The sequence below is a fragment of the Brucella cytisi genome, from assembly GCF_038433355.1.
GTDB classification, from domain to species: Bacteria; Pseudomonadota; Alphaproteobacteria; order Rhizobiales; family Rhizobiaceae; genus Brucella; species Brucella cytisi.
In genome coordinates this window covers 1-2,500 of record NZ_JBCAUP010000031.1, presented here as the reverse complement: position 1 = coordinate 2,500, position 2,500 = coordinate 1, and the positions used below count along the sequence as shown (strand labels likewise).

Sequence of the window (2,500 nt, the reverse complement as noted above, 5' to 3'; positions counted from 1 at the left end):
TCGAGCAAGCTTAAGCCGGTAGGTGTAGGCGCAGCGAAAGCGAGTCTGAACAGGGCGTTCAGTTCGATGCATTAGACCCGAAACCAAGTGATCTAGCCATGAGCAGGTTGAAGGTACGGTAACACGTACTGGAGGACCGAACCCATATCTGTTGCAATAGATCGGGATGACTTGTGGCTAGGGGTGAAAGGCCAATCAAACTTGGAGATAGCTGGTTCTCCGCGAAATCTATTTAGGTAGAGCGTCCAGCGAATACCCCCGGGGGTAGAGCACTGAATGGGCTATGGGGACTCACCGTCTTACTGATCCTAATCAAACTCCGAATACCGGGGAGTACTACTGGGCAGACACACGGCGGGTGCTAACGTCCGTCGTGGAGAGGGCAACAACCCTGACCACCATCTAAGGTCCCTAAGTTATGGCTAAGTGGGAAAGGATGTGAGGATCCCAAAACAACCAGGATGTTGGCTTAGAAGCAGCCATCATTTAAAGAAAGCGTAACAGCTCACTGGTCTAAATAAGGGTCTTTGCGCCGAAAATGTACCGGGGCTCAAGCCATACACCGAAGCTGTGGATGCACATTTGTGCGTGGTAGCGGAGCGTTCCGTAAGCCTGTGAAGGGACAGTCGTGAGACATCCTGGAGGTATCGGAAGTGAGAATGCTGACATGAGTAACGATAAAGGGAGTGAGAGACTCCCTCGCCGAAAGTCCAAGGGTTCCTGCTTAAAGTTAATCTGAGCAGGGTTAGCCGGCCCCTAAGGCGAGGCCGAAAGGCGTAGTCGATGGGAACCACGTTAATATTCGTGGGCCTGCAGGTAGTGACGGATCGCGTGTGTTGTAAGGTCTTATTGGATTGATCTTGCAGCGAAGCGGTTCCAGGAAATAGCTCCTGCATATAGACCGTACCCTAAACCGACACTGGTGGACTGGTAGAGAATACCAAGGCGCTTGAGAGAACTGCGTTGAAGGAACTCGGCAAAATGCACGCGTAACTTCGGAAGAAGCGTGACCTCCATTTGGGCAACCAGGTGGGGGTGGCACAGACCAGGGGGTAGCGACTGTTTACCAAAAACACAGGGCTCTGCGAAGTCGCAAGACGACGTATAGGGTCTGACGCCTGCCCGGTGCTGGAAGGTTAAGAGGAGATGTGCAAGCATTGAATTGAAGCCCCAGTAAACGGCGGCCGTAACTATAACGGTCCTAAGGTAGCGAAATTCCTTGTCGGGTAAGTTCCGACCTGCACGAATGGCGTAACGACTTCCCCGCTGTCTCCAACGCAGACTCAGTGAAATTGAATTCCCCGTGAAGATGCGGGGTTCCTGCGGTTAGACGGAAAGACCCCGTGCACCTTTACTATAGCTTTACACTGGCATTCGTGTCGGCATGTGTAGGATAGGTGGTAGACTTTGAAGCAGTGGCGCCAGCCATTGTGGAGTCATCCTTGAAATACCACCCTTGCCTATATGGATGTCTAACTGCGGCCCGTTATCCGGGTCCAGGACCGTGTATGGTGGGTAGTTTGACTGGGGCGGTCGCCTCCTAAAGAGTAACGGAGGCGCGCGATGGTAGGCTCAGAACGGTCGGAAATCGTTCGTCGAGTGCAATGGCATAAGCCTGCCTGACTGCAAGACTGACAAGTCGAGCAGAGACGAAAGTCGGTCATAGTGATCCGGTGGTCCCGCGTGGAAGGGCCATCGCTCAACGGATAAAAGGTACGCCGGGGATAACAGGCTGATGACCCCCAAGAGTCCATATCGACGGGGTTGTTTGGCACCTCGATGTCGACTCATCGCATCCTGGGGCTGGAGCAGGTCCCAAGGGTATGGCTGTTCGCCATTTAAAGCGGTACGTGAGTTGGGTTCAGAACGTCGTGAGACAGTTCGGTCCCTATCTGCCGTGGGTGTAGGAATATTGATAGGATCTGTCCCTAGTACGAGAGGACCGGGATGGACGTATCTCTGGTGGACCTGTTGTCGTGCCAACGGCATAGCAGGGTAGCTATATACGGACGGGATAACCGCTGAAGGCATCTAAGCGGGAAACCCACCTAAAAACGAGTATTCCCTATCAGAGCCGTGGAAGACTACCACGTTGATAGGCCGGGTGTGGAAGTGCGGCAACGCATGTAGCTTACCGGTACTAATAGCTCGATCGACTTGATCACTCCCATTTACAATATCCATCAAGCGAAGCTTGATGATGACAAAAGCACGAAAGACAACCAGCTTCTCAAATTTTGTGTTCTTCGCCGACCTGGTGGTTATGGCGGAGCGGCTGCACCCGATCCCATTCCGAACTCGGCCGTGAAACGCTCCAGCGCCAATGGTACTTTGTCTCAAGACACGGGAGAGTAGGTCGCTGCCAGGTCTGCCAAGAACACAAATCAAATCATCTTCTCAAATATATACAAAACACCCATGGCGCGGGGTGGAGCAGCCCGGTAGCTCGTCAGGCTCATAACCTGAAGGCCGCAGGTTCAAATCCTGCCCCCGCAACCAA

1 tRNA gene and 2 rRNA genes (1 of these 3 cut by a window edge) are annotated in these 2,500 nt (G+C 53.2%); all 3 read left to right on the top strand.

The annotated features are described in order from the left end of the window. A 23S ribosomal RNA gene (locus AAE521_RS22785) occupies positions 1-2,165 on the top strand; it begins 739 nt to the left of the window's first position. 88 nt (positions 2,166-2,253) lie between these two features. Continuing rightward, a 5S ribosomal RNA gene (gene rrf, locus AAE521_RS22780) occupies positions 2,254-2,368 on the top strand. Positions 2,369-2,422: 54 nt separating this feature from the next. Continuing rightward, positions 2,423-2,499 (top strand) — tRNA-Met (locus AAE521_RS22775). The last annotated feature ends 1 nt before the right edge of the window (position 2,500 follow it).